The 19,225-nt window shown below is 75.7% G+C and carries 18 protein-coding genes, 2 tRNA genes and 1 other RNA gene; 15 read left to right on the forward strand and 6 right to left on the reverse strand.

The genetic code is table 11. The features are described from left to right. Nucleotides 1-74: 74 nt before the first annotated feature. Entirely contained in the window at nt 75-1,286 is a 1,212-nt protein-coding gene (locus ACI8AX_RS20700) for a PucR family transcriptional regulator (protein WP_456551751.1), read from the forward strand. 82 nt (nt 1,287-1,368) lie between these two features. On the opposite strand, the gene ACI8AX_RS20705 is transcribed toward ACI8AX_RS20700, so the two are convergent. Together ACI8AX_RS20705 and ACI8AX_RS20710 are read right to left on the reverse strand one after the other, a co-directional pair. Next, nucleotides 1,369-1,602: a DUF2630 family protein gene (locus ACI8AX_RS20705; protein ID WP_456551752.1), complete on the reverse strand. Its 234-nt coding sequence runs from the start codon at nt 1,600-1,602 to the stop codon at nt 1,369-1,371. A 38-nt stretch (nt 1,603-1,640) separates the two neighbouring features. Further along, nucleotides 1,641-2,570 carry a prephenate dehydrogenase/arogenate dehydrogenase family protein gene (locus ACI8AX_RS20710; protein ID WP_456551753.1) on the reverse strand — a complete coding sequence of 310 codons (930 nt, stop codon included), beginning with the start codon at nt 2,568-2,570 and terminating at the stop codon, nt 1,641-1,643. A gap of 37 nt (nt 2,571-2,607) precedes the next feature. Here ACI8AX_RS20710 and ACI8AX_RS20715 point away from each other — a divergent pair, with 37 nt between their 5' ends. From ACI8AX_RS20715 to ACI8AX_RS20735, 5 genes are all read left to right on the forward strand, one after another. After that, the gene (locus ACI8AX_RS20715; protein ID WP_456551754.1) at nt 2,608-3,270 is read left to right on the forward strand and encodes an O-methyltransferase; all 663 of its coding nucleotides are present in this window, start codon (nt 2,608-2,610) and stop codon (nt 3,268-3,270) included. After that, nucleotides 3,267-3,773 carry a tRNA adenosine deaminase-associated protein gene (locus ACI8AX_RS20720; protein WP_456551755.1) on the forward strand — a complete coding sequence of 169 codons (507 nt, stop codon included), beginning with the start codon at nt 3,267-3,269 and terminating at the stop codon, nt 3,771-3,773. Before ACI8AX_RS20715 ends, ACI8AX_RS20720 begins: the two co-directional genes overlap by 4 nt. Then, nucleotides 3,770-4,426 carry an HAD-IA family hydrolase gene (locus ACI8AX_RS20725; RefSeq protein WP_456551756.1) on the forward strand — a complete coding sequence of 219 codons (657 nt, stop codon included), beginning with the start codon at nt 3,770-3,772 and terminating at the stop codon, nt 4,424-4,426. Before ACI8AX_RS20720 ends, ACI8AX_RS20725 begins: the two co-directional genes overlap by 4 nt. Next, nucleotides 4,423-4,911 carry a nucleoside deaminase gene (locus ACI8AX_RS20730; protein WP_456551757.1) on the forward strand — a complete coding sequence of 163 codons (489 nt, stop codon included), beginning with the start codon at nt 4,423-4,425 and terminating at the stop codon, nt 4,909-4,911. Before ACI8AX_RS20725 ends, ACI8AX_RS20730 begins: the two co-directional genes overlap by 4 nt. 10 nt (nt 4,912-4,921) lie before the next feature. Then, a tRNA-Ser gene (locus tag ACI8AX_RS20735) sits at nt 4,922-5,009 on the forward strand. A gap of 65 nt (nt 5,010-5,074) precedes the next feature. Here ACI8AX_RS20735 and ACI8AX_RS20740 read toward each other — a convergent pair. Both ACI8AX_RS20740 and ACI8AX_RS20745 read right to left on the reverse strand, forming a co-directional pair. After that, nucleotides 5,075-6,859: a protein kinase domain-containing protein gene (locus tag ACI8AX_RS20740; protein ID WP_456551758.1), complete on the reverse strand. Its 1,785-nt coding sequence runs from the start codon at nt 6,857-6,859 to the stop codon at nt 5,075-5,077. Nucleotides 6,860-6,900: 41 nt separating this feature from the next. Then, entirely contained in the window at nt 6,901-7,245 is a 345-nt protein-coding gene (locus ACI8AX_RS20745; protein ID WP_456551759.1) for a hypothetical protein, read from the reverse strand. A 213-nt stretch (nt 7,246-7,458) separates the two neighbouring features. On the opposite strand from ACI8AX_RS20745, the gene ACI8AX_RS20750 reads away from it, so the two are divergent. After that, nucleotides 7,459-7,543 (forward strand) — tRNA-Ser (locus ACI8AX_RS20750). A 45-nt stretch (nt 7,544-7,588) separates the two neighbouring features. Here ACI8AX_RS20750 and ACI8AX_RS20755 read toward each other — a convergent pair. Then, the gene (locus ACI8AX_RS20755) at nt 7,589-8,542 is read right to left on the reverse strand and encodes a DMT family transporter (protein WP_456551760.1); all 954 of its coding nucleotides are present in this window, start codon (nt 8,540-8,542) and stop codon (nt 7,589-7,591) included. A gap of 247 nt (nt 8,543-8,789) precedes the next feature. On the opposite strand from ACI8AX_RS20755, the gene ffs reads away from it, so the two are divergent. Both ffs and ACI8AX_RS20765 read left to right on the forward strand, forming a co-directional pair. Continuing rightward, nucleotides 8,790-8,885: signal recognition particle sRNA small type (gene ffs, locus ACI8AX_RS20760), an RNA gene on the forward strand. A gap of 176 nt (nt 8,886-9,061) precedes the next feature. Then, a complete protein-coding gene (locus ACI8AX_RS20765) occupies nt 9,062-11,407 on the forward strand; it encodes a DNA polymerase III subunit gamma and tau (protein ID WP_456551761.1) in 2,346 nt (781 codons plus the stop codon). Nucleotides 11,408-11,475: 68 nt separating this feature from the next. Here ACI8AX_RS20765 and ACI8AX_RS20770 read toward each other — a convergent pair whose 3' ends face one another. Then, nucleotides 11,476-12,330 carry an N-acetylmuramoyl-L-alanine amidase gene (locus ACI8AX_RS20770; RefSeq protein ID WP_456551762.1) on the reverse strand — a complete coding sequence of 285 codons (855 nt, stop codon included), beginning with the start codon at nt 12,328-12,330 and terminating at the stop codon, nt 11,476-11,478. Nucleotides 12,331-12,378: 48 nt separating this feature from the next. On the opposite strand from ACI8AX_RS20770, the gene ACI8AX_RS20775 reads away from it, so the two are divergent. The 6 genes from ACI8AX_RS20775 (at nt 12,379) to ACI8AX_RS20800 (ending at nt 19,132) form a co-directional block, all read left to right on the forward strand. Then, nucleotides 12,379-12,717 carry a YbaB/EbfC family nucleoid-associated protein gene (locus ACI8AX_RS20775; protein WP_456551763.1) on the forward strand — a complete coding sequence of 113 codons (339 nt, stop codon included), beginning with the start codon at nt 12,379-12,381 and terminating at the stop codon, nt 12,715-12,717. A gap of 36 nt (nt 12,718-12,753) precedes the next feature. Beyond that, nucleotides 12,754-13,353 carry a recombination mediator RecR gene (gene recR, locus ACI8AX_RS20780; protein ID WP_456551764.1) on the forward strand — a complete coding sequence of 200 codons (600 nt, stop codon included), beginning with the start codon at nt 12,754-12,756 and terminating at the stop codon, nt 13,351-13,353. Between the two features lie 229 nt (nt 13,354-13,582). After that, on the forward strand, nt 13,583-15,199 hold the full coding sequence (locus ACI8AX_RS20785; protein ID WP_456551765.1) for an ABC transporter substrate-binding protein: 1,617 nt from the start codon (nt 13,583-13,585) through the stop codon (nt 15,197-15,199). Nucleotides 15,200-15,300: 101 nt separating this feature from the next. Next, nucleotides 15,301-16,407: an ABC transporter permease gene (locus tag ACI8AX_RS20790; RefSeq protein WP_456551766.1), complete on the forward strand. Its 1,107-nt coding sequence runs from the start codon at nt 15,301-15,303 to the stop codon at nt 16,405-16,407. After that, the gene (locus tag ACI8AX_RS20795) at nt 16,407-17,441 is read left to right on the forward strand and encodes an ABC transporter permease (protein WP_456551767.1); all 1,035 of its coding nucleotides are present in this window, start codon (nt 16,407-16,409) and stop codon (nt 17,439-17,441) included. The genes ACI8AX_RS20790 and ACI8AX_RS20795 overlap by 1 nt, the downstream gene beginning before the upstream one ends. Nucleotides 17,442-17,452: 11 nt before the next feature. Next, nucleotides 17,453-19,132, forward strand: a complete 1,680-nt coding sequence (locus ACI8AX_RS20800) for an ABC transporter ATP-binding protein (protein ID WP_456551768.1) — start codon at nt 17,453-17,455, stop codon at nt 19,130-19,132. Nucleotides 19,133-19,225: the final 93 nt, after the last annotated feature.

The following is a 19,225-nucleotide window of genomic DNA, read 5'->3' on the forward strand; positions in this document are numbered from 1 at the left end:
CGGTCACAATGGGCGCGACGCACAGTGATCGGCGACCATGGCTGTGCGCAGCGCAGCGCGGCAGGAGGTGGACGGTGCACGTGTTCCCGCCGGAGGTGGCCGGCCGACTGGGGGACGTCGCGCCGCGGCTGTTCGACCAGGTGGACGCGATGGTGGACCGGATGGTCGACGTCCTCCTGCGGACCGAGCCGGTCTACCGCGAGCTGGACCTGGTGGAGCTGCGGCGCTCGACGCGCGCCGGGCTGGCCGGGGGCATCCGCAGCCTGGTCGGCGCGGCCAGCGGCGCCCGCGAGGTGCAGCGGTCCGAGGCACGCGAGGTCGGCCGGCGCCGGGCCGCCCAGGGCATCCCGCTCGAGGCGGTGCTGCGCGCCTACCGGCTCGGCGGGCAGATCACCTGGGAGACGCTGCTGGCGGTCGCCCGCGACTCGGGCGGGGCGAACGACACCCTGCTGGTCGAGGTCGCCGGCTCGGTGTGGCGCACCAACGACGTGGAGTGCGGCCTGGTCGCGGAGGGCTACCGCGAGGAGCAGCGCCGGATGGACTCGGTCGACGACGCCGCCCGGCGGCAGGTGCTCGACGGCCTGCTCGACGGCCGGGGCGGCGACCCCTCGTTCGTGCGCTCGGCCTCCGAGCTGCTCGGCATGCCGCTGGAGGGGCGCCTGCTGGCGGTCGTCGCGGTCCCGGACGCCGAGGGCCGGGCCGGCCTGTTCGACCCCGCCGCGGGCCTGCTGCGCCGCGGCGTGCGCTCGGTGTGGGGGGAGCGGTCCGGCGCCCAGGTCGGCGTCGTCGCCCTCGGCCCGCGCCGGTCGACCGACGTCCTGGGCTGGCTGCGGGCGATGGCCGCCGGGCCGGTCGGCGTCTCCGCCGAGGTGGAGGGCGCGGGCTCGGTGGCCACGGCCTACCGCCTGGCCGAGACCGCGGCCCGCACCCTGCCGGTGGGGACCAGCCAGGTCGTGACGATCGACGACCGGCTGCCCGAGGCGCTGCTGAGCAACTCCCCGGAGATCAGCTCCCGGCTGGTCGGCCAGTCGCTGGGCGGGCTGCTGGAGCTGCCCGAGGACGAGCAGTCGGTGCTGCTCGACACCCTGGCCGCGTTCCTGGCCGCGGACGGCTCACCGACGCGGGCGGCCGACGAGCTGTACTGCCACCGCAACACGGTCATGCACCGGCTGCGGCGGATCGAGTCGGTGACCGGCCGCAAGGTCACCGACCCGCGCTCGCGGCTGCTGTGGCAGCTGGCGCTGCTCGGCGCACCGCAGGTCCGGGCGGCGCGGCCGGCGGCCTGAGGAAGGGCTCCCGTGTACCCCGCCGCTCGCGAGCGCGCTGCGGGTCCTGCACGGGAGCCGTCCGACAGGAAGGCCTCGCTGCCTACTGCAGGTAGCCCTCGACCTCCGAGGCGGGGCGCACCTGCGCCTCGTCGGGGTCCTCGTCGTACTGCCGCTTGGCGCGGCGCTGCCGCAGCAGGTCCCAGCACTGGTCGAGCTGGACCTCCAGCTCCTTGACGCGGGCCTTCTGCTCCTCGGAGTGCTCCCCGCTGTCGCGGAGCTGGTGCTCCTCGTCGACGAGGGCGTGGATGCGGCTCAGCAGGTCCTTCTCGTCCATGATCGCCATCCTGCCCGCCGTCCGCCGCGGGGAAACGGTCACCGCTCCGCGGCCGGGAGCCAGCCCTCGACGAAGGCGGCCAGCCGACGGGTGACCGCGCCGCCCGCGCGACCGACGGCCAGCAGCGCCGCCCGGTCCAGCGGCACCCGGACCTCCCGCCGGCCGGTGGGCACCGCCGCCCGCACGGCGTGCCCCGCCGCGACCAGCTCGGGCCACGGACGGTCGAGCTGCCCGCGCACCCGGGCCAGCGCGGCCGCGGTGGGACCGGCGTTGCCCTCGACCATCGCCGTGACCAGCGCCGGGTCGCTGCCGGCCACCCGCGTGCCGTCGCGGAAGCTGCCGGCCGCCAGCGACAGGGCCAGCGGGCCGGCCCGTCCCGCGGCGGCGGCCAGCGCGGCGGCCAGCAGGTGGGGCACGTGGCTGACCGCGGCGACGGCGTCGTCGTGCTCGGCGGCGGTCGCGGGGACCACCTCGGCGCCGGCGTCCAGGGCGACCTCGGCGACCCGCAGCCAGCGGGGGAGCTCGGTGTCGCGCTCCAGGCAGACCGCCCAGCGGGCGCCGCGGAACAGCGCCGGGTCGGTCGCCGCGTGCCCCGACCGCTCCGTGCCGCACATCGGGTGGCCGCCGACGAACCGGCCGCCGAACGCGGCGCCGACCGTCTCCAGCACCGGCGTCTTCACCGAGCCGAGGTCGGTGACCGTGGCGTCGGGGTGGACGGCGAGCGGGGCGAGCGCCGTCGGCATCGCCGGCAGCGGGACGGCGAGGACGACGACCCCGCTCATCTCCCGGTCGATCCGCACCCCGCGGGCCTCGGCTGCCGCGCGGGCCTCGGGGTCGACGTCCCAGCCGGTCACCTCCCGGCCCGCGGCGACCAGGGCCGCGGCCAGCGAGCCGCCGAGCTGGCCCAGGCCCACCACCCCGACCGGAGGGGCGGGCATCGTGGGCACCGGGAGGGCGGCGTCGGCCATGATCAGAGGCTATGACGTGCCTGTGCGGGGTCCGGCGATGACGCCGAAGCCGTTCCTCCTGAGCCAGCCGATGGCCGAGTACGTCCGGGCGAGCACCGAGGCCCCGGACGACGTCGTCACCGACCTGGTCGCCGAGACCGCCGCGATGGCCGAGCGCGGCGAGGCCTCGGCGACCATGCAGGTCGGGGCCGAGCAGGCCGCGTTCATGCAGCTGCTCACCCGGGTGGTGGGCGCGCGCGACGCCATCGAGATCGGGACCTTCACCGGCCTGTCGGCGCTGGCCATCGCCCGGGGGCTGCCCGAGGACGGGCGGCTGCTGTGCCTGGACCTCAGCGCGGAGTGGACCGCCGTCGCCCGGCGGTACTGGGACCGCGCCGGCGTCGGCGACCGGATCGAGCTGCGGCTCGGGCCCGCGCTGGACACGCTCCGCGCGCTGCCCGCGGAGCCGGCCTTCGACCTGGCCTTCGTCGACGCCGACAAGACCGGCTACGCGGCCTACGTCGAGGAGCTGCACCCGCGGATGCGGCAGGACGGGGTCGTGCTGCTGGACAACACGCTCTGGAGCGGCCGGGTGCTCGACCCGCGCACCGACGACGACCGGGCCCTCGTCGAGCTGAACGCGGCGCTGGCCGCGGACCCCCGCTGGGAGACCGTGCTGCTGCCCCTGGCCGACGGCCTGACGATGCTGCGCCGCCGGTGACCGGCGCAGCGGAGGCCGCCGGCCCGGCCAGCTGGGCGGTGCTCGTCAGGCGGGCCGGCGAGCGGTGGCGGGTCGAGCTCCTGGCCGAGGACGCCGGCGACGAGCTGCCCGTCCTCGAGCGGGCGCTGGGCGAGCCGGGGGCGGCGGAGTGGCCGGGGCCGTTCGTCGTGGTCGTGGACTCGCGGCTGTACCTGGTGATCCTGCGGCACGGTCCCGGCGGCATGGTCCGGGCGTTCATCTCCGACGCGACGATGCAGGAGTGGCTGCTGGCCAGCGAGGTGGTCGAGCGGTACGGCATCGCGGTCGACACCGAGGGCGCCTTCGACGACGACGAGACCGGCTGGCCCGGCGGCGACCTCGACGTCCTCGCCGACTACGGGCTGCCGGCCGACGAGCTGCGGCCGATCGTGACCGCCGACGACCTGTGGGCCGACGAGATGGTGGCCCGGATCGCCGGCCGGCTGGGCTTCGCCGACGAGCTGGCCGCGGCGGTGCAGTCGTGACCGCCCGGGTGACCGCCGTCGTGTTCGACCTCGGGGGCGTGCTCACCGAGAGCCCGATGACCGCCTTCACCGCGTACGAGGCCGAGGCGGGGCTGCCGGAGGGGCTGATCCGCCGGCTGAACAGCACCGACCCGGACACCAACGCCTGGGCCCGCTACGAGCGCGGCGAGCTCGACACCGACGGGTTCGTCGACACCTTCGAGGCCGAGGCGCTGGCCGCCGGGCACCGGGTCGACGCGCGGCGGGTGCTGGCCGCCCTGGCCGGGGAGCTGCGGCCGGCGATGGTGGCGGCGGTCGGCGCGCTGCGGCAGGCAGGGGTGCCCTTGGCGCTGCTGTCGAACAACGTCGCGCCGATGGAGCGGACCGGCCGGCTCGGCGAGCTGCTCGGGCTGTTCGACGCCGTCGTCGAGTCGTCGGTCGAGGGGGTCCGCAAGCCCGAGCCGGAGATCTACCGGCGGGCGCTGGAGCGGCTGTCGGCGGCGGTCGGCCGCCCGGTCGCGGCGGGGGACTGCGCCTACCTCGACGACCTCGGCATCAACCTCAAACCGGCCCGCGCGCTGGGGATGCACACGGTCAAGGTGGTCGACCCGGCCGTGGCCCTCGCCGAGCTGTCGGAGCTGGTCGGCCTGGACCTGACCGGCACGCCCCGGTGAGCGGCGCCGCCCAGCCCCTGGACGCCGCGGTGCTCGACGCCGCGATGGGGCGGGCCCTGGAGCTGGCCGCGGCGGCGGTCGAGTGGGGGGACACGCCGATCGGCGCCGTCGTCCTCGGGGCGGACGGCGCGGTCCTCGCCGAGGCCGCCAACGAGCGCGAGAAGCGCGGGGACCCCACGGCGCACGCCGAGGTGCTGGCACTGCGGGCGGCGGCGCCGGCCGGTGGTGACGGCTGGCGGCTGGCCGGCGCCACCCTCGTCGTCACCCTGGAGCCCTGCACGATGTGCGCCGGGGCCAGCGTGCTGGCCCGCGTCGCGCACGTGGCCTACGGCGCCGAGGACCCCAAGGCCGGCGCCGCCGGGTCGCTGTGGGACGTGCTCCGCGACCGGCGGCTCAACCACCGGCCGCTGGTCACCGGGGGGATCCGGGCCGAGGAGTCCGCCACGCTGCTACGCGCGTTCTTCCGCGCCCGGAGGAGCCTGTAGTCTCTCCTGCGGTGGCGTGTCCGAGCGGCCGAAGGGTCCCGCCTCGAAAGCGGGTGAGGTGCAAGCCTCCGTGGGTTCAAATCCCACCGCCACCGCCAGCAGGACCGTCGGCGGCGTCCGTCCGGGCTCAGCCCGGGCAGGCGCCGCCGTCGTCGTCCCGGGGTCAGGCCGCCACGTCGAGGTCGATGAGCAGCCGGCCGTCGTCGGAGCGGACGAACGTCACGGCGTGCGTCTCGACCTGGCGCTCCCCGGAGCGGAGGAACTCCACCTGGGTCGTCGCGGTGATCCGGTCGCCCTCGACGGAGACGTCGCGCACGTCGAGCAGGTTGGCCTCGGACCACGTGTCCCAGAAGCCGGAGTACGACCCGAAGCCGACGCGTGAGCGCAGCGTCGGCCCGGTGAGCTCGTAGGCGGTCTCGGGGTCGGCGGGCAGCAGCGCGTAGTAGAGCTCGAGCGTCTCCTGCACCTCCTCGGCGGGATCGGCGGCGGCCGGCTGGGACGTCGAGGGCGGCGGCTCGCTCGACGTCCCGGGCTCCGGCTCCTCCTCGGTCGCCGACGTCGCGGGCGGCTCGGCGGTGGTCTCCGGCGCCGGCGCCGGGTCCTCCGAGGAGGGGGGTGCGGCCGACGACGAGGCAGGCGGGTCCGCGGTGGTGTCGCCGTCGCCGTCCGAGGCGGTCGCCAGCCAGGCGACCCCGCCGCCGACGAGCAGCAGCAGGACCAGCCCCGCGACCAGCAGCGGCCAGCGCCGGCGGCCGCCCGCCGAGGCGGGACGGGACGGCGGTGTCCGCGGCGGCGCCGGGTCGGGCGCGGCCGCCGCCGGCCGGTCGGCGGCGCCGTCGGCCTCCTCGGCCGGGGTCGACGCCGGGGGGACCGGCGGCGGACCCGCGAGCGTGCGGGGCGGCGGGGGCGGCACCGGGGTGGGCGTCGGGGTGGGCTTCGGGGTGGGCGTCGGGGTGGGCGTCGCTGCAGGCGGCGGGGGAGTGGGGACCGGCGGGGTCGGGGGACCGGCGGTCGCGCCGGCCGCACCGGGCAGGGACGACGTCGGGGACCGGCCGGACGACGACCGCAGGTCGGTGCGGGCCAGCAGCACGGTGGTGGGGTCGCCGTCGCGGCCCACCGCGAGCTCCGCGAGCCGGTCGCGGACCTCCTCCATCGTCGGCCGCGCCGCCGGGTCGTCACCGAGCATCGCCATGAGCGGCGCGGTGAGCGCCCCGGCCCGGGTGGGCGGGCGCACCCGGCCACCGGCGACGCGGTGGAGCAGCCGCAGGGCGTTGTCGTCCATGCCGAAGGGCGGCTCGCCCTCGAGGCAGGTGTAGAGGGTCGCGCCCAGCGAGAAGACGTCGCTGGCCTCGCTCATCTCCGCGCCCTGGGCGACCTCCGGGGCGAGGAAGGCCGGCGTGCCGGTGAGCTGCCCGGTCTGGGTGAGCGTGACGTCGCCGATGGCATGGGAGATGCCGAAGTCGGTGATCTTGACCAGGCCCTCGACGTCGCCGCCCTGGCCGACGAGCACGTTGGCCGGCTTCACGTCGCGGTGCACGATGCCGGCCGCGTGCGTGGCGGCCAGCGCGTCGGCCACCTGGGCGCCGATCTGCGCGACCTGGTCGGCGCGCAGCGGGCCGTCCTCGAACAGCACCTGCGCCAGGCTGCGCGAGGGCAGGTACTCCATGACCAGCCAGGGCGACCCGCCGTCGGTGGCGACGTCGTACACCGAGATCGCGTGCGGGTGGCTCAGCCGGGCGGCGATCCGCCCCTCCCGCAGCGCGCGCTGGCGCTGCTGGTCGACCAGCTCCTCGTCCGCGCCCGCGGGCGGCACGATCTGCTTGACCGCCACCTGCCGGCCGAGCAGCTCGTCACGGGCGCGCCAGACCGTGCCCATGCCGCCGCCCGCGATCTGCGCGAGCAGCCGATAGCGCCCCGAGACGAGATGACCGGGCCCGACGACCTGCACCGGTGCTCCCTACCCGCCCCGCGCCCGGAGTCGCACGCGGGTCAGACGGTGCTGGGCACGCCGAAGCGCCGGGCGTACTCCTCCTGGGCGCCGGCCGGGAGGGCGTCGTACAGCGTGCCCAGCTCCTCGACGGCGTCGGGGGAGAGGTCGTCGAACAGCCGCTGCCAGGTGGGCGGCTCGTCGTAGCTGCGGGTGAGCAGCAGCTCCCAGGCCTGCGTCTGCCGGTCCCGCTTGCTGCGCTCGGCGGCGAACTCGGTGAGGTAGCGGTCCTTCGCGGCCTGCTTCTCCCCGGCCGTCGCGCCGGCCGGCAGGCCCGCCGGGTCGGCGCCCTTGAGCACCGCGACGATGGCGTCGACGACCTCCGGTCGTGGCTCGTCTGTGCTCATCACGCTCGCCTCCCAACTCCTGCCCGCAGCCGTCGTTCGGCCGCGTCCGGCCTGCCATTCCCACGCACCCGCGCCTCAACCCCGCACGGGCGGCGGCGCGAGCGGTGGGCGGAGCCTCCCACGATCGTGATCGCGGTCGCCACGTGAGGGCGGGCCACGCGCCGGGGAGCCGCGGCTGACCGCCGCGGCTGCGCCCGGTAGTCTGGGCGCACTGGAGGATTCGCCTAGTGGCCTATGGCGCTCGCTTGGAAAGCGGGTTGGGGGCAACCCCTCGGGAGTTCGAATCTCCCATCCTCCGCTCCCCGCGACGGGCCCCCGGCGTCCAGCCGGGGGCCCGTCGTCGTCACAGCCCGCCCTCGGCCTCCGGGGCGCGACCCAGCTCCCGCAGGTAGAGGCCGGCGACCGCGGCCAGCAGGAGCAGCCCGCCGACGACCGCACCCGGCGCCAGCCGCTCCCCGAGGAACGCGGTGGCCAGCGCCGTCGCGGTGAGCGGCTCCAGGAGCGTCACGATCGACGCGACCGCCCCCGGCACCGTGCGCACACCCGTGAAGAAGAGGCCGTAGGCCAGCGCGCTCGGCACGAACCCGAGGTAGAGCAGGACCGCGACGGCCACCGGGTCGGTCGGGACGGTGAGCCCCGCGGCCAGCACCGCCGGCGTGAGCAGCAGCGCCCCGCCGCCGAAGCCCACCAGGGTCACCGGCACGCCGGCCGGCACGCCGCCCCCGGCGAGGGTGACGACGGCGTACCCGAGTGCCGAACCGGAGGCGACCAGGGTGCCGAGGAGGACGGCGGTCCCGGTGTCGGCGCCGGCCGACGCCCCGACCAGCAGGGTCAGCCCGGCCAGCGCGACGGCCAGCGCGACGACCGTCGTCCGGCTGGGCCGGCCGTGCCCCAGCAGCGCCGCGCCCACGGCGATGAGCAGCGGGGCCAGGCCCAGGGCCACGAGGGTCGCGATGCTGACCCCGGCCCGGGCGACCGCGCTGAAGTAGGCCAGCTGGTAGGCGGCGAGCCCGGCGCCGACGAGCACCAGCCGCAGGACGACCGGCCTGGTCACCGCGACGGCGGTGGTGCGCCGCCGGGCGGTCAGCGCCCAGGCGGCCAGCAGCACCACCGCGCCGATCGCCAGCCGGTACCACGCGACGTCGAGCGGGGAGAGGTCGCTGCGGTCGGCCACGACGCGGCCGCTGATCCCCGACGTCCCCCAGCACAGGGCGGCGAGGACGACGAGCAGGAAGCCGCGGCGGGACGCCGCGGAGGAGACGTCGCGCGCGGGCGCGATGGGAGAGGGGGTGGACATGACGCTCCTGGACGGTTCCGGATCGGGGGACGGCGGTCCGGAGCACGGGCGGACGGCCGGCGCGCAGCCGGCGGGCGTCAGGGGTGCGCGGCGCTCCGGGTCAGGAGCGGGGCGGGGGCAGGAGGAGGACCCCGTCCTCCTCACCCCTCGCAGGCTCGGGGCGAGCCTCGGGACGGGGCCACAGCGTCATGGGGTCAGCGTAGGGGGCGGCCTCCCCGGGGTCCGAGCGCTTTCCTCTACAGTGGGCGCAGACCCCTCGTGTGGCGTCACCCTGTGAACCTCCCCAGGGCCGGAAGGCAGCAAGGATAAGCGGGCTCTGGCGGGTGCGCGGGGGGTCCCTTTCCTTTTCCGGGTCACCTCGCCGGTGGCCTGCGGACGATCCCGACGGGATCCGGCCGGCGAGGTCCGGGAAGCGGCCGCAGAGCGGTCCGCGGACGTCGTCGGCGGTCGGCGACGGCTGTGTCCGGCGTCCCGCCGCGTGTGCGCTCCGCCGTCGGTCCCTCCACGTAACCTGCGTCCGTGGCTCTGGCGCTCTACCGGAAGTACCGCCCGGCGACCTTCGCCGAGGTGGTCGGGCAGGAGCACGTCACCGCCCCGCTGGTGAACGCCGTCGACGGCGGCCGGATCAACCACGCCTACCTGTTCAGCGGCCCCCGCGGCTGCGGCAAGACCTCCTCGGCGCGCATCCTCGCCCGCTCGCTGAACTGCGAGCAGGGCCCCACCTCGACCCCCTGCGGCGTCTGCGGCTCCTGCGTCGCGCTGGCGCCCGACGGCCCCGGCTCGCTCGACGTCATCGAGATCGACGCGGCCAGCCACGGCGGCGTCGACGACGCCCGCGACCTGCGCGAACGCGCCTTCTTCGCGCCGGTCAACAGCCGCTACAAGGTCTACATCGTCGACGAGGCCCACATGGTCACCACGCAGGGCTTCAACGCCCTGCTCAAGGTGGTCGAGGAGCCGCCGGAGTTCCTCGTCTTCGTCTTCGCCACGACCGAGCCGGACAAGGTGCTGCCCACCATCCGCTCGCGCACCCACCACTACCCGTTCCGGCTCGTGCCGCCGTCGACGCTGCGCGGCCTGCTGGAGCGCACCTGCGCCGCCGAGGGCGTCACCGTCGAGCCGACCGTGTTCCCGCTCGTGGTCCGCGCCGGCGGCGGCTCGGTCCGCGACTCGCTGTCGATCCTCGACCAGCTGCTCGCCGGCGCCGGCCCCGAGGGGGTCACCTACGCCTCCGCGGTCGGCCTGCTCGGCGTCACCGACGACGCGCTGCTCGACGAGACCATCGACGCGCTGGCCGCCTCCGACGCGCCCGGCGTCTTCCGGGCCGTCGACCGGGTGGTCGAGGCCGGCCACGACCCGCGCCGGTTCGCCACCGACCTGCTCGACCGGCTGCGCGACCTCATCGTCCTGGACGCGGTGCCCGAGGCCGGCGGCAACGGGCTGCTCGACTGCCCGCCCGACCGGCTGGACCTCATGAGCTCCCAGGCCCGCGCGCTGGGCTCGGCGACGCTCTCGCGGATGGCCGACACGGTCCACGCCGGGCTCACCGAGATGCGGGGGACGACGGCGCCGCGGCTGCTGCTCGAGCTCGTCTGCGCCCGCATGCTCCTGCCCGGCACCGACGACGCGGCGGCCGCCACCCTCCAGCGTCTCGAGCGCCTGGAGCGGCGGATGTCCATCGCCGGCGAGCACGCGGGACGCCCCGCGGGCGACGTCCCCGTGCGGGAGGCGCCCGTGCGGGAGACGCCCGTCCGGGAGGCGGCGCCCGCCCGCCCGGCCGCCGAGGCCCCGGCGTCGCCCGCTCCCTCCGGCGCGCCGCGCCGCGAGTTCGTCCGCAGGTCCCAGTCCGCCGCTGCCCCGGCCGCGCCCTCGGCTCCGGCCGCACCGCCCGCGACACCCCCCGCCCCCGTCGAGCCGGCTCCCGAGCAGGCGCCGCCCGCGCGCGAGCGGTCCGCCCCCGTCGCCCCGGCGGCGAGCGCGCCGGCGCCCGCTCCGGCGGCGGCCCCCGCTCCGGCGGCGGCCCCCGCTCCGGCTGCGGATGACGACTGGCCGGAGACGGTGCAGCCCGGGTCCGGCGCCCGCACCCCGGCCCCCGCCGCCCCGGCCGCGCCCGCCCGCCCGCCCGCGCCCGCCGCGGCGGAGGAGGCGCCCCGCCGCCGGGTGGCCACCGACGAGCCCGACATCCCCCTGCCGCCCGAGCCCACCGACGACGAGGACTGGCCGCACCCGGCCGAGCCGGCGGCCGCCCGCGCCGCCGCGGCCCGCGTCGGCACGCCGCGCGAGAGCGCACCGCCCCGGGCGGCCGCGGAGTCCGCGCCCGCGCCGCGCGGCGGAGAACCCACGCCCGTCGTCTCGGCGAACCCGCCCGACGGCGCCGGGCCGGCGTCCGGGAGCGACCTGACCACCGCCGACGTCCGGCGGGTGTGGCCGGAGCTGCTCGCCGTCGTCCGCAAGCACAAGCGGACCACCGAGGCGCTGCTCAAGTCGGCGCAGGTGCACGACCTGGCCGGCGGCACCCTGCACCTGGCCATGACCTCCCCGGCGCTGGCCAAGATGCTCGGCGACGAGCTGAACCAGGAGATCGTCCGGACGGCGCTGCACGAGCTGCTGGGCGTCCGGTGGAAGGTGCAGGCCGTCGTCGAGGGCGCCGGCCGCCCGGCCGCCCCGGGCCGCGCCCCGGCGGTGGACCGGGAGGCCGTGCGCGAGGCGCAGGCGGCCGCCGAGGCCGCCGAGGCGCGCGAGCTCATGGCCGAGCGCGAGGCGGAGGCCTCCGACGACCGCGAGCCGGCGCCCGCCGTCGACCCCGAGCAGGCCGCGCTCTCCCTGCTGCGCGCCCAGCTCGGCGCCCGCCCGATCGACGAGTGAAGGCCTGACTCCTCCCCGCGAGGCGCCGCGGGCGCCGCGGCACCCCGGAGTCGGTCCGTCCCGGGTGCTCACCTGCCGAGGAAGGTGAGCACCCCCGCCGCCAGCCGCTCGGCGAGCACCTGCCGGCCGGCGGCGTCGCTCATCAGCGCGGCGTCGGCGGCGTTGCGCATGTTCCCGCACTCGACGTAGACCGCCGGCGTCGTCGCCAGGTTCAGCGCGGCCAGGTCGGGGCGGTCGTCCAGGCCGCCGGACCCGACGTAGGTGGCCGGTGGCACCACGGGCGCGAGCGCGTCGCGCAGCGCGCGGGCGAGCGCGTCGGTGCCCGCCGCCACCTGCGGGCCGGCCGGGTCCAGCGACGACGTGATCACGTGGAAGCCGCGGCCGGCCGGCGCGGCGCCGTCGCCGTGGATGCCGACGAACGCCGCCGCGCGCACCTGCCCGGGCAGCGCCCCGCGCACGTCCACGCAGGGGCCGACCCCGGTGTCGTCGGCGCGGGTCAGCACCACCTCGACGCCGGCCGCGGTGAGCAGGTCCCGGGCGCGCAGCGCGACGTCCCAGGTGAAGGCGTGCTCCGGGTACCCGGCGTCGGTCGCGGTGCCGGTGGTGTTGCAGGCCTTCGTGCCGCCCGCGCCGTCCGGCACGGGCGCGTCCACCACCCCGGGCGCGGCGGCGTTGCCGCCGTTGTGGCCGGGGTCGAGGACGACGACCGGTGCCGGCGCCGGGGACGGCGGGACGAGCGACGGGGACGGGGGAGCGGGGGTCCCCGGCGGGGCCGCCGACGAGGGGACCGGCACGAGCGACGCCGACGCGGTGGCCGGCGACGCGGACGACGACGGAGCGGGCGCGCCCGCGTCCGCCGAGCCGCCGCCGCAGCCGGCCAGCACCAGGGTGACCAGGACCATCCCCACCCCGGCACGCCGCACGGGCCCGAGCCTGCCACGGACGTCGTCCCCCGGGCCTACGCTCGACGCATGTTCCCCGGTGGAGGCGCCCCCGACCTGCAGCAGCTCATGCAGCAGGCGCAGCAGATGCAGCAGCAGTTGGTCGCCGCCCAGGAGCAGCTGGCGAACGAGCAGGTGACCGGCTCGGCCGGCGGTGGCCTGGTCACCGCGACGATGACCGGCAGCGGCGAGCTGACCGCGGTCACCATCTCGCCGGCCGCCGTCGACCCGGACGACCTCGAGACGCTGCAGGACCTCGTCGTGGCCGCCGTCCGCGACGCCGGCCGCGCCGCCAACGAGCTGGCCGCCAGCCGCATGGGCCCCCTCGCCGGTGGCCTCGGCGGCGGGCTGGGGCTGCCCGGCGCCTGAGCCGGGCACCCGCAGAGAACCGACAGGAGTCATCCCGTGTACGAGGGGGCCGTCCAGGACCTCATCGACGAGCTCGGCCGCCTCCCCGGCGTCGGGCCCAAGAGCGCGCAGCGCATCGCCTTCCACCTGCTCGCGGCGGAGTCCGCCGACGTCGGCCGGCTCGTCGCCGCGTTGCAGCGCGTGCAGGCGGAGGTGCGCTTCTGCGTGACGTGTTTCAACGTGGCCGAGGGCGAGCAGTGCCGCATCTGCCGCGACCCCCGCCGCACCGAGGACGTCATCTGCGTCGTCGAGGAGCCCAAGGACGTCGTCGCGATCGAGCGCACCCGGGAGTTCCGCGGCCGCTACCACGTGCTCGGCGGCGCCATCAGCCCGATCGAGGGCATCGGCCCCGACGACCTGCGGGTCAAGGAGCTGATGACCCGGCTGATGAACGGTCAGGTCACCGAGCTGATCATCGCCACCGACCCCAACCTCGAGGGCGAGGCGACCGCGGCGTACCTCGCGCGGCTGGTCGCGCCCATGGGTCTGGCGGTGTCCCGGCTGGCCAGCGGGCTGCCGGTCGGCGGCGACCTGGAGTACGCCGACGAGGTGACGCTGGGCCGCGCGTTCGAGGGCCGCCGCCGGATCGACGCGTGACCACCGGGGCGGATCGCCGCCCGAGTCGCGAATGATCCACCGGATGATCTCCGGCGAGCGTCACGATCCGATGAACATCCTCCGAGCTGTTCCTCAGCGCTGAGCGACGTGCTACCCATGGGTAGCCAACAGTTCGAGTGGAGTTGGCTCCCTCGCCGCGAGAGACGGCGAGCGACCACAGTCGTAGACGAGGTAGTGGATGACCCCCCTGGGAAGCAGTGGGCGCCGCATGCGTGCGGCCACGGCAGGCATCGCGGTGACGGCCCTGGCCCTCTCCGCGTGCGGCGGTTCCGGTGACGACGGCGGCTCGGGCGGCGGTGGCGGTGGCGGCGACGCGCTGATCATCGGCACGACCGACAAGATCACGACGATCGACCCGGCCGGTTCCTACGACAACGGCTCCTTCGCCGTCATGAACCAGGTCTACCCGTTCCTGCTCAACACCCCTCTGGGCAGCCCCGAGGTGGAGCCGGACATCGCCGAGTCGGCGGAGTTCACCTCGCCGACGCAGTACACGGTCACCCTCAAGCCGGGCCTGACCTTCGCCAACGGCAACGAGCTGACCTCCTCGGACGTCAAGTTCTCGTTCGACCGCCAGGTCGCGATCGCCGACGAGAACGGCCCGTCCTCGCTGCTGGCCAACCTCGAGAGCGTCGAGGCGCCCGACGACACCACCGTCGTGTTCAACCTGGCGCAGCCCGACGACCAGACCTTCCCGCAGGTGCTCTCCAGCCCGGTGGGTCCGATCGTCGACGAGGACGTCTTCTCGGCCGACTCGCTGACCCCGGACGACGAGATCGTCGAGGGCAACGCCTTCGCCGGCCCGTACGTGATCACCAGCTACGAGATCAACGACCTGATCTCCTACGAGGCCAACCCCGACTACCAGGGCCTGCTCGGCGCGCCGAAGACGGACACGATCAACGTCCGCTACTACGCCGAGTCCTCGAACCTGAAGCTGGACATCGAGGAGGGCGCGGTCGACGTCGCCTACCGCAGCCTGACCGCGACCGACGTCGAGGACCTGCGCGGCAACGACGACGTCGAGGTCGTCGACGGCCCCGGCGGCGAGATCCGCTACATCGTCTTCAACTTCAACACCCAGCCCTACGGCGCGACGACCGCCGAGGCCGACCCGGCCAAGGCGCTCGCCGTCCGCCAGGCGATGGCCGACCTGCTCGACCGGCAGGAGCTCGCCGACCAGGTCTACAAGGGCACCTACACCCCGCTGTACTCCTACGTCGCGGACGGCCTGACCGGCGCGACCCAGTCGCTGCAGGAGCTCTACGGCGACGGCCAGGGCGGCCCGGACGCCGAGCGTGCGGCCCAGCGCCTGCAGGCGGCCGGCGTGCAGACGCCGGTGCAGCTGTCGCTGCAGTACTCGAACGACCACTACGGCCCGTCGTCGGGTGACGAGTACGCGCTGATCAAGGACCAGCTGGAGGCCAGCGGCCTGTTCACCGTCGACCTGCAGACGACGGAGTGGACGCAGTACTCCGAGCAGCGCGTCGCCGACACCTACCCCGCCTACCAGCTGGGCTGGTTCCCGGACTACTCCGACGCCGACAACTACCTGACGCCGTTCTTCCTCACGGAGAACTTCCTCAGCAACCACTACGACAACCAGCAGGTCAACGACCTGATCCTGCAGCAGCTGGCCACGCCGGACGAGGCAGCGCGCACGGCCCTGATCGAGCAGATCCAGGACCTCGTCGCCGCCGACCTGTCGACGCTGCCCTACCTGCAGGGTGCGCAGATCGCCGTCGTCCGCGCCGGCGTGACCGGGGCCCAGGACACCCTGGACCCGTCGTTCAAGTTCCGCTACGGGGCTCTCGAGCGGGCCTGACGGCACCCCAGCACCACCCGGCCCCGGGTGATCGGCCTCGCGGCGATCACCCGGGGCCTCCCCATGTGCGGCCCGCCGCCGGCGGAGGACGAGCAGGAGAGATGACCACCACGAGCACCGAGCTGACCGGCGAGCCGGTCGCCGTACCGGAGGCCGCGGGCCCCACGCGCCGACGCCGCAGCGGCGGCGGGCTGGGCAGCTACATCGCGGTCCGGTTCCTGTTGATCTTCCCGACGATCTTCGTCCTGGTGACGACGGTCTTCTTCCTCATGCGCACGACCGGTGACCCGATCACCGCGGCGCTGGGCGGCCGGCTCGGCCCCGCGGAGCTGGCCGAGCGGGTCGCCGCCGCCGGGTACGACCGGCCGCTGTTCACCCAGTACCTGGAGTACCTGGGCGACCTGGTCCGGCTGGACTTCGGCACCACGCTGTCGACCAACCAGCCCGTCACCGAGGTGCTCGCCGACTTCGGCGCCGCGACCCTCGAGCTGGCCTTCTACGCGTTGATCGTGGCCTTCGTCGTCGGCATCCCGCTGGGCCGGTTCGCGGCCTACGCGCGCGACCGGTGGCCCGACGCCGTCCTGCGCGTCTTCGCGATCCTCTGCTACGCGACGCCGGTCTTCTTCGCCGGCATGGTGCTCAAGCTGGTGTTCAGCAGCGGCCTGGGCTGGCTGCCGGCCAACGGCCGGGCCTCGACCCGCAGCGAGATCCTCATCCAGACCTCGGTGGACGACCCGACCGGCATCTACCTCGTCGACGCGATCAAGACCGGCAACGGCGAGGTGATCCGCGACGTGTTGGAGCACGCCGTGCTCCCCGCCGTCGCCCTCGGCCTGCTCACCGCCGGGGTCTTCCTCCGGCTGGTCCGCACCAACGTGATCGGCACGCTGAACATGGGCTACGTCGAGGCGGCGCGCTCGCGCGGCGTCAGCGAGCGCCGGCTGCTGCGCAAGCACGCCTACCGGCCCGCGCTCATCCCGATCATCACCGTCGTCGGCCTGCAGGTCGCGCTGCTGCTCGGCGGCGCGGTGCTCACCGAGACCACCTTCGAGTGGCGCGGCCTGGGCTTCCAGCTGTCGGAGTTCCTGCAGGCCCGCGACTTCGTCGCCGTCCAGGGGCTGGTGGTGCTGCTGGCGGTGGTCGTCGCGGTCACCAACTTCGTCGTCGACGTCATCGCCGCCCTGATCGACCCCCGGGTGAGGTACTGATGGCCACCACCGCTGCGGCCCCCGACGCCCCGGTCCGCCGCCGCCGCGGGCTGCCCCTGGTGCGGCAGCTCAAGCAGTCCGTCGGGCTGCAGCGCGGCATGCTCGTCGCCGGCCTCGTGCTGACCGGGCTGTTCCTGCTGACGGCGCTGCTCGCCGACCTGCTCGCGCCCTACGGCTACAACCAGCTGCGCGACGCCGACGGGCCCTTCGGCGCCCAGCAGTCCCCGTCGGGCGAGCACTGGCTGGGCACCACCGTCGGCGGCTACGACGTCCTCTCCCGGGTGATCTACGGGACGCGGACGGCGCTGGCCGTCATCGTGGTCGCGATCGTGCTGTCGCTGTTCCTCGGCGTGCTGCTCGGGCTGGTCTCGGGCTACTTCGGCGGCTGGCTGGACCGGGTGCTCGTCGTGATCGCCGACGCCATCTACGCCTTCCCGCCGCTGCTGCTGGCCATCGTCACCGCGATCGTCATCAGCGGCGGGCAGTCGAGCCTGTGGGGCGGTGTGTTCGCCGCGGCGATCGCCATCACCGTCATCTACATCCCGCAGTACCTGCGGGTGGTCCGCGCCGAGACGGTGCGGATCAAGGCCGAGGCGTACGTGGAGTCGGCCAAGGTGATCGGCGCCAACCACTGGCGGATCATGACCCGGCACGTGCTGCGCAACGCGACCCGCACGCTGCCGCTGATCCTCACGCTCAACGCGTCGGAGGCGATCCTCACCCTGGCGTCGCTGGGCTTCCTCGGCTTCGGCATCGAGCCGACCGCGGCCGCCGAGTGGGGCTTCGACCTCAACCGGGCGCTGTCCGACGTCACCAGCGGCATCTGGTGGACGTCGGTGTTCCCCGGCCTGGCGATCGTGCTGGTCGTCCTCGGCCTGACGCTGGTGGGGGAGAGCCTCAACGACCTGGCCGACCCGCGGCTGCGCAGCCGGCGGGCGGCCGAGGCCGGCGAGACCGGCGAGGTCACCGTTGTGCCCGGCGGCCCGCTGGGCGCCGGTCCGGGCGGGCTGGCCGGGATCGAGTCCACGTCATGAGGGAGCGAGCGATGGACCCCGTCGTCGACATCCGGGACCTCTCGGTCACCTTCGCCACCGACGCCGGCCGGGTGGTCGCCGTCCAGGACGTGTCCCTGCAGGTGGCGCCCGGCGAGGTGCTCGCCGTGGTCGGGGAGAGCGGCAGCGGCAAGACCGTGACCGCGCGCAGCATCCTCGGTCTGCTGCCGGAGACCGCCACCACCCGCGGCGCGGTGCTGCTGACCCGCAAGGACGGCAGCAGCAGCGCCGACGTGGTGACGCTGAAGCGGTCCGGGCTCGGGGAGATCCGCGGGCGGGACGCGGCGATGGTCTTCCAGGAGCCCTCGACCGCGCTCAACCCCGTCTACCCGGTGGGCTGGCAGATCATCGAGGGCCTGCGGGCGCACGGCCGGCTCTCGCGTGCCGAGGCCCGCGCCAAGGCGATCGACGTCCTGCGCCGGGTCGGCATCCCCGAGCCCGAGAAGCGGATCGACTCGTACCCGCACCAGTTCTCCGGCGGGCAGAAGCAGCGCATCGTCATCGCGCAGGCGCTCGTGCTCGACCCCGGCGTGATCATCGCCGACGAGCCGACCACCGCCCTCGACGTCACGGTGCAGGCCGAGATCCTCGACCTCCTGCGCCGCTGCCGCGACGAGTTCGGCACCGCGATCGTGCTGATCACGCACAACATGGGCGTCGTGGCCGACCTCGCCGACCGGGTCGCGGTCATGTACCAGGGCGAGCTGGTCGAGCAGGCCGACGTCCGGACCCTGTTCGCGAACCCGCACGAGGAGTACACGAAGCAGCTGCTCGGCTCGGTGCCGCGGCTCGGGCAGGGCCGGGCGCGCACGGCCGAGCGCGCGGCCGCGCGGCCCGTGGGCTGGGCGGAGGCCGCGCCGGTGGTCGAGGCCCGCGACCTGCGGATCGTCTACCCGGGCCGGCTGCGCAAGCCGGACTTCACCGCGGTCGACGGCGTCAGCTTCTCGATCCGGCCCGGCGAGGTCCTGGGTCTGGTCGGGGAGAGCGGCAGCGGCAAGACCACGATCGGGCGGGCCATCGCCGGCCTGACCAAGGTCACCGGCGGGTCGCTGTCGGTGCTCGGCACGGAGATGAACGGCGTCAAGGAGCGCCGCTTCCGCCCGGTGCGGGAGCGGATCGGGTTCGTCTTCCAGGACCCGGCGTCGAGCTTCAACCCGCTGCTCACCATCGCGCAGGCCGTCGCCGAGCCGCTGGTCGTGCACGGCCGGGCCCGCGACGCCCACGCCGCCCGCGGCCGGGTCGACGAGCTGCTCGAGGCGGTGCAGCTGCCGAGGTCGTTCGGGGACCGCTTCCCGCACGAGCTCTCCGGCGGGCAGCGGCAGCGGGCCAGCCTGGCGCGGGCCCTCGCGCTCGGCCCGGAGCTGCTCATCGCCGACGAGCCGACGTCCGCCCTCGACGTCTCGGTGCAGGCGCGGGTGCTCGACCTGTTCGACGAGCTGCAGCGCGAGCTGGGCTTCGCCTGCCTGTTCATCAGCCACGACCTGGCCGTGGTCGACCTGCTCGCCGACCGGATCGCGGTGCTCTACCGCGGCGAGCTGGTCGAGGAGGGGACCGGGGAGCAGGTGCTCGGCGCGCCGCAGCACCCGTACACCCAGCGGCTGCTGGCCTCGCTTCCGGTGCCCGACCCCGACGAGCAGGCCGCCCGTCGCGCCGCCTGGCAGCAGCTGGCCTGAGTGGAGGGGGGGGGGGGGGGGGGGGGGGGGGGGGGGGGGGGCCTCCCGGCGGGTGTATCCAAGCGCCCGGAGGCCGCGGGCGCCCGCCGGCCC

This window comes from Blastococcus sp. SYSU D00813, assembly GCF_054050735.1.

Coding starts and splice junctions, on each gene's coding strand:
- ACI8AX_RS20785 (WP_456551765.1), top strand. CDS start 13,583: ATGCGTGCGGCCACGGCAGGCATCGCGGTGACGGCCCTGGCCCTCTCC.
- ACI8AX_RS20745 (WP_456551759.1), bottom strand. CDS start 7,245: ATGAGCACAGACGAGCCACGACCGGAGGTCGTCGACGCCATCGTCGCG.
- ACI8AX_RS20755 (WP_456551760.1), bottom strand. CDS start 8,542: ATGTCCACCCCCTCTCCCATCGCGCCCGCGCGCGACGTCTCCTCCGCG.
- ACI8AX_RS20710 (WP_456551753.1), bottom strand. CDS start 2,570: ATGGCCGACGCCGCCCTCCCGGTGCCCACGATGCCCGCCCCTCCGGTC.
- ACI8AX_RS20715 (WP_456551754.1), top strand. CDS start 2,608: ATGACGCCGAAGCCGTTCCTCCTGAGCCAGCCGATGGCCGAGTACGTC.
- ACI8AX_RS20790 (WP_456551766.1), top strand. CDS start 15,301: ATGACCACCACGAGCACCGAGCTGACCGGCGAGCCGGTCGCCGTACCG.
- ACI8AX_RS20795 (WP_456551767.1), top strand. CDS start 16,407: ATGGCCACCACCGCTGCGGCCCCCGACGCCCCGGTCCGCCGCCGCCGC.
- ACI8AX_RS20800 (WP_456551768.1), top strand. CDS start 17,453: ATGGACCCCGTCGTCGACATCCGGGACCTCTCGGTCACCTTCGCCACC.
- ACI8AX_RS20705 (WP_456551752.1), bottom strand. CDS start 1,602: ATGGACGAGAAGGACCTGCTGAGCCGCATCCACGCCCTCGTCGACGAG.
- ACI8AX_RS20775 (WP_456551763.1), top strand. CDS start 12,379: ATGTTCCCCGGTGGAGGCGCCCCCGACCTGCAGCAGCTCATGCAGCAG.